Source organism: Spirillospora sp. NPDC049652, from assembly GCF_040675125.1.
In the GTDB taxonomy this organism is placed as follows: domain Bacteria; phylum Actinomycetota; class Actinomycetes; order Streptosporangiales; family Streptosporangiaceae; genus Spirillospora.
Genome location: NZ_JBFAOF010000417.1, coordinates 1 through 5,957, shown reverse-complemented (window position 1 = coordinate 5,957; position 5,957 = coordinate 1). Strand labels below are relative to the sequence as shown.

The window sequence follows — 5,957 nt, the reverse complement described above, 5'->3', positions numbered from 1 at the left end:
CGGCTGCTGCTGGCGTCCGAGCCGCACCACCGGGGCCCGCTGTCGGACGCGCTGATCGTGGCGTCCGGGCTGGCCGCGCTGGAGTGCGAGACGCGGCAGACGATCGAGGCGGGCGACCACACGCTGTTCGTCGCCGAGGTGCTGTCCGCCGACTACGTCGCGCGCCGCCGGTCCCCGCTGATCAGGGTGAACCGCCGCTACCTGACCTGAGCCGCGCCCGCCCTGGGGCAGGGTGGGCCGACGGCGGGCGGACGGCGGACGGATACGCTCCCGGCAGCACTGCCGCACGGATCACGAGGAACCCGCGATGACCTATCCAGAGCCCCGGTACCACGGTGAGAAGGGCGAGGCCACCGCCATCTACCGGCCGGACTCCTCCGAGCCCGACCAGGTCTACGCCAACGGCACCCGCGTCCACTACCTGGCCACGGGCGCCTCGACGAACGGGCAGTTCGGGCTGTACCGGTGGGAGATGTCCGCCACGCCGAACGGCCCGTCGCCGCACTTCCACCGGTCGATCTCCGAGTCGTTCTACATCCTGTCCGGGACGGTCCGGATCTTCGACGGGACGACGTGGATCGACACGTCCCCCGGCGACTGGGTGCACGTGCCGGAGGGCGGCGTGCACGGCTTCCGGAACGAGTCGGGCGAGCGGGCGTCCATGCTGATCCACTTCTCGCCGGGCGCGCCGCGCGAGGCGTACTTCGAGGGCACGCCGCACCTGGCGGAGATGACCGACGAGGAACGTGTCGCGTTCTTCCTCGAACACGACACGTTCTGGGTCTGACCTCCCGGCCGGATCCGCGCGTCCGGCCGGGAGGTCAGACGCGGCTGCCGCGCTTCCAGACGGCGGCGACCTGCGGGACGCCGGGCCGGTAGGCCAGGTGGATGTGGGACGCGGCGGACAGCGCGAGCACGTCCGCCCGCGCGCCGACGCCGAGCCGCCCGACGTCGGTGCGGCGCAGCGCCCGCGCGCCGCCCGCCGTCGCCGCCCAGACCGCCTCGGCGGGCGTCATCCGCATGTCCCGGACGGCGACCGCGACGCAGAACGCCATGCTGGAGCTGTAGCAGGAGCCGGGGTTGCAGTCGCTCGCCAGCGCGACCGTGACCCCGGCGTCGATCAGCCGCCGCGCGTCCGGGTAGGGCTGCCGGGTGGAGAACTCGACGCCGGGCAGCAGCGTCGCGACGGTCTCGGAGCCGGCGAGCGCCGCGACGTCCTCGTCGCTGAGGAAGGTGCAGTGGTCGGCGGACGCCGCGCCCAGCTCGACCGCCAGCCGCACACCCGGGCCCTCGCCGAGCTGGTTGGCGTGGACGCGCGGCATGAGCCCGGCCTTGATCCCGGCCTCCAGCACCTCGCGGGCCTGGTCGGCGTCGAACGCGCCGCGCTCGCAGAACACGTCGATCCAACGCGCGTGCGGCGCGCACCTGGCGAGCATCTCGCCGGAGACGAGCCGCACGTAGCCCGCCGCGTCGTCCGCGTACTCGGCCGGGACGACGTGCGCGCCGAGGAAGGTGACCTCGTCGGCGGTCTCCGCCGCGATCCGGACGGCCCGCTCCTCGTCCTCGACGTTCAGGCCGTAGCCGGACTTGCACTCGACGGTGGTCGTGCCCTGCCGGGCCATCTCGTCCACCAGCCGCCGGACGGTCGCCCGCAGCTCGTCGTCGGACGCGGCGCGCGTCCTCGCCACGGTCGTCCGGATGCCGCCCGCCTTGTACGGCTGCCCGGACATGCGCGCGGCGAACTCCTCGGCGCGCTCCCCGGCGAAGACCAGGTGCGCGTGCGAGTCGACGAAGCCGGGCAGGACGGCGTTGCCGGCCGCGTCGTACGCCTCGTCGGCGGCGGGCGCGTCGGCGGCGCGGCCGACCCAGGCGACGCGCTCGCCGTCCAGGACGAGCGCCGCGTCCCGGACGACGCCGAGCGGTCCCTCCCCCAGCCCGGGCTCGTTGGTGACCAGTTCCCCGATGTTGGTGATGACGATGCTCACCGCCCCAGCATCGCACCCGCCGTCCCGTCCGCCGTGCCACGCCCCGCCCGCCGGTGTCTGGCATCCGAGACGTCCGGCATGGGCCGGTAGCGGACAGCGCGGATGATCCACGGCGTGCTCGCCCGGTGCCAGAGTGTGAGCGACACCCGGGCAATCCGGCCGACCGGGCTCCGGTCGGCGGCCCGGGGCGAAGGGCAGGTCGCCATGACCGAACAGCAGACGGGCAGCGTGGCTCCGCGGGGCCGCTGGCGCGTCCGCGACGGCTCCTACGCCATCACCGCACGCCGCTCCGGATCGGAGGAGGACACCACCCTGAACATCGCCGAGTTCGCCGTGGGGGAGGTCGGGGAAGGCCGGGCCAAGCTGCGGGTCGTCCGCTCGGGCGCGGACTGGGGCGTGGCCTCGCTGCAGGTCACGATCGCGGAGAAGGACCTTCCGGCACTGGCCGGGCGGTCGGTCAAGGAACCGGACCTGCTGTCCACCCATGACGGGATCGGCGGCTACTTCGCGCCCGACTCGGCCCTGTTCCCGAGTGCGCCGCACCCGTCGGACGTCGCGCAGGGACTGGTCGGCGACTGCCGGGTCGCCTCGGCGTTCCAGGCCCTCGCCGCGTCGAAGGGCGGACCGGCGCTGATCCAGTCGCTCATCACCACGACGGAGGGCGGCTACAACGTCCGGCTCGTTCCGACGACGGGACCGAAGGCCCTGCCGGCGTCCGGCGCGCGGCCGGAGACCATGACCATCAGCCGCCACCTGCCGGTGTCCAGGCACAACCGGGACCCGCTGTACCTGCTGAGCGGGTCGCCGTACGGGCCGACCTCGACCACGCCGCTCTGGCCCGCCGTCCTGGAGAAGGCCTTCGCCACGATGTGGGGCGGGTACGCCGCGCTCGACGGCGCCGAGGAGCGGCCGGTGCTCGCCGCGCTCGGCCTCGGCGACTTCGTGCACGTCAACTGGATGAGCGACGAGGAGACCAAGCCCGCCGTCGCCAAGGCGAAGATGCCCTCGCTGGCGGCGGACGGATACGCGATCACCACGGCGGCGCGCGGCAAGCGGCACAACTACGCCGTCCTCGCGGCCGGCGAGGACGGCGTCCTCGTCTCCGACCCGAACACCCCGCGCGGCGGCGACGCCGAGAAGCGCTGGAAGTCCGCGACGCTGATCAAGAACGCCGAGAAGCTGCCCGGCTCGGACGAGTTCCCCCTCCTGTTCACCTGGGACGCCTTCTTCCAGGCGTTCATGTGGTTCTACGCGGCCCGCCCTCCGGCGAAGAAGTGACCGCCCGCGTGTGACCGCGCACGCGTGACCGCGCACGTGTGACCGCCGGCGGGTGACCGCCTGTGGCTCCCCGCTCTCCGCTCCCGCTCGGAAATGATGATCCCCGCCCTTGCAGTTCGTACTACGAACCAATATGGTTCGTAGTACGAACTTAAGGAGAGGGGTCATCGTGGACGAGACCGTTGTGGTGGTCGGCGGGGGGTACGGCGGCGCGGCCGCCGCCAAGGCGCTGGACGGGCACGCCGACGTGGTGCTGGTGGAGCCGAGGGACGCGTTCGTCCACTCCGCCGGGTCGCTGCGGGCACTGGTGCGGCCGGACTGGGCGCCGAACATGTTCTTCCGCTACGACCGGCTGCTGTCCCGGGGCCGGGTGGTGCGGGACCGCGCCGCCTCGGTGGACGCCGCCGGGGTGACGCTGGAGTCGGGTGAGCGGATCGGCGCGGGCCACATCGTGCTGGCGTCCGGCTCCGGCTACCCCTATCCCGCCAAGACGCGGACGGACGTCGCCGCCGAGGCGCTGGCGCAGCTGCGGGACACGCACCGGGAGCTCGCCGGGGCCGCCCGCGTCCTCATCACCGGCGCGGGGCCGGTCGGCCTGGAGCTCGCGGGCGAGATCAAGGCGGTCTGGCCGGACAAGCAGGTGACGATCGTGGACCCGGCCGAGCGGATCGTCCCGGGCTTCGACGACGCGATGCGCGCCGACCTGCACCGCCAGCTGGACGAGCGCGGGATCGAGCTGCGCCTCGGCACCCGGCTGAGCGCCGAGCCGCCGGTCGAGCCGGGCCTCGCGCGGACCTTCACCGTGGACGGGATCACCGCCGACATCTGGTTCCGCGCGTACGGCGTGGCCGTCCGGACGCCCCGCCTGGACGGCGGGCTGGAGGCGGCCCGGACGCCCGCGGGACGGATCCGGGTGACCGGGACGCTGAACGTCGAGGGCTTTCCGAACGTCTACGCGCTCGGCGACGTCACGGACCTGGCCGAGGCGAAGATGGCCGGGTACGCGATGAAGCACGCCGAGGTCGTGGCCGCGAACATCGCGGCGCGGCTGCGGGGCGAGGAGCCGTCCGCGACGTACGCGCCGTCCCCGATCCCGACGGTGCTGCTGCCGCTCGGCCCGGACGGCGGCGTCGGCCAGTTCCCCGGCCCGGACGGTCCGCTCGTGGTCTCCGCCGACACGGTCGCCGACTACAAGGGACGCGACCTGTTCACCGGCCGGTTCGTGGAGCTGTTCAACACCGAGCCCGAGCGCGAGCCGGAGCCCGGGACGGCGCCGGCGGCCTAGCGCCGTTCCGGCCGCGGGAGGCTCAGTGCTCGTCCATGAAGACCTCGGGGACGTCGTTCTCCTCGACGACGCGGCCGAGCAGCTCCACCAGGGCGTCGCGCTCGGCGGCGCTGAACCCGGCGGGCAGCTCCTCCACCCGGCGGCAGGTCTCGGTGTAGAAGTCGTCGGCGAGCGCGGCGCCCGCCTCGGTGAGCGCGACCCGGACGGCCCGGGCGTCGTCCGGGTCCGGCTCGCGGCGGACCAGGCCGCGCCGGGCGGTGCGGTCGACGAGGCCGGTCAGGCTGGACTTGGCCAGGCCGAGCATGGCCCCGAGCTCGCCCATGCCGATGGGCCGGGACATCAGGACGCAGAGCAGCTGGCCCTGCTGCGGGGTGAGACCGTACTCCCGCGCGGCCGCGGCGTACACGGCGTCCACCAGGAAGGACGCGCGGACCAGCGCGGTCGCCACCGCCATCCGCTCACCCGTCATCTTGGCCATACCGACACGATATCCCGAAGGAAATACGATGCGTAATTCGCGGAACGAACTTGTCTTCGGCCTCGGCCTCTCCTCGGCGGTGCGGACGACCGCCGCGATGCTGGAGCAGGCCGCGCGGGCCGACCGGGACGGCCTCGACATGGTCAGCGTCTCCGACCACCCCTACTACGCCGACCGCCTCGACGCGTACGCCACCGTCGGCGTGCTGCTCGGCCGCACCCGGCGGCTGTCGGCGTTCGCGAACGTCACCAGCCTGCCGGTCCGCCCGGCGCCGCTGCTCGCCCGGACGATCTCCTCCCTGTCGGAGCTGTCGGAGGGACGCGTGATCCTCGGCCTCGGCGCGGGCGGCCTGTGGGACGAGGCGGCCCGCATGGGCGTCGAGCGGCTCACGCCGGGCCAGGCCGTGCGGGCCTTCGAGGAGGCGTTCCAGGTCGTGCGGGCACTGTCGGGCGGCGGCGGCCCGGTCACCTTCGAGGGCGAGTTCTACCAGGTCAGGGGCCTGGAACCGGCCGCCGCCCCGGCCCCGCCGATCTGGACGGGCTCCAACGGGCCGCGCTCGCTCGCCGTCACCGGCCGCCACGCGGACGGCTGGATCCCCGGCCACGCGGCGGACTGGCTGAGCGACCGGTACCGCTGGTCCCGGCCGATCATCGACGAGGCCGCCGCCGCCGCGGGCCGCTCCCCGTCCGACGTCCGCACGGTCTACAACCTGCCGGGCCGGATCACCGCGCGGCCGCTCGACGCGACCCGTGACGCCGAGGGCCGCTGGATCGGCGGCTCGCCCGCCCAGTGGGCCGAGGAGCTGACCGGGGCCGTCCTGGAACACGGCGCGGCCGGTTTCACCTACTTCGGCGACGAGCCCGACGCCTGGGCCCGCGAGGTCGTCCCGGCCGTCCGGGAGGCCGTGGCGGCCGCGCGTCCCCCGGCGGCG

The 5,957-nt window shown here is 74.2% G+C and carries 7 protein-coding genes; 5 read left to right on the top strand and 2 right to left on the bottom strand.

Going from position 1 to position 5,957, the window contains the following annotated elements; genetic code table 11:
• Positions 1-210: flavin reductase family protein (locus tag AB0J52_RS23900; protein WP_500184277.1), on the top strand; the 210-nt coding region annotated here is incomplete at its 5' end.
• 97 nt (positions 211-307) lie between these two features.
• Entirely contained in the window at positions 308-787 is a 480-nt protein-coding gene (locus tag AB0J52_RS23895; RefSeq protein ID WP_500184276.1) for a cupin domain-containing protein, read from the top strand.
• 34 nt (positions 788-821) lie between these two features.
• On the opposite strand, the gene hutI is transcribed toward AB0J52_RS23895, so the two are convergent.
• Positions 822-1,985: an imidazolonepropionase gene (gene hutI, locus AB0J52_RS23890; protein ID WP_500184275.1), complete on the bottom strand. Its 1,164-nt coding sequence runs from the start codon at positions 1,983-1,985 to the stop codon at positions 822-824.
• A 204-nt stretch (positions 1,986-2,189) separates the two neighbouring features.
• On the opposite strand from hutI, the gene AB0J52_RS23885 reads away from it, so the two are divergent.
• Positions 2,190-3,263: a C2 family cysteine protease gene (locus AB0J52_RS23885; protein WP_500184274.1), complete on the top strand. Its 1,074-nt coding sequence runs from the start codon at positions 2,190-2,192 to the stop codon at positions 3,261-3,263.
• A 169-nt stretch (positions 3,264-3,432) separates the two neighbouring features.
• A complete protein-coding gene (locus AB0J52_RS23880) occupies positions 3,433-4,548 on the top strand; it encodes an NAD(P)/FAD-dependent oxidoreductase (protein ID WP_500184273.1) in 1,116 nt (371 codons plus the stop codon).
• A 22-nt stretch (positions 4,549-4,570) separates the two neighbouring features.
• On the opposite strand, the gene AB0J52_RS23875 is transcribed toward AB0J52_RS23880, so the two are convergent.
• Positions 4,571-5,026, bottom strand: a complete 456-nt coding sequence (locus AB0J52_RS23875; protein ID WP_500184272.1) for a MarR family winged helix-turn-helix transcriptional regulator — start codon at positions 5,024-5,026, stop codon at positions 4,571-4,573.
• Between the two features lie 28 nt (positions 5,027-5,054).
• Between AB0J52_RS23875 and AB0J52_RS23870 the strand changes: the two genes are divergently transcribed.
• Positions 5,055-5,957 (top strand): LLM class flavin-dependent oxidoreductase (locus tag AB0J52_RS23870; RefSeq protein WP_500184271.1); only part of this gene is annotated, 903 nt, incomplete at its 3' end.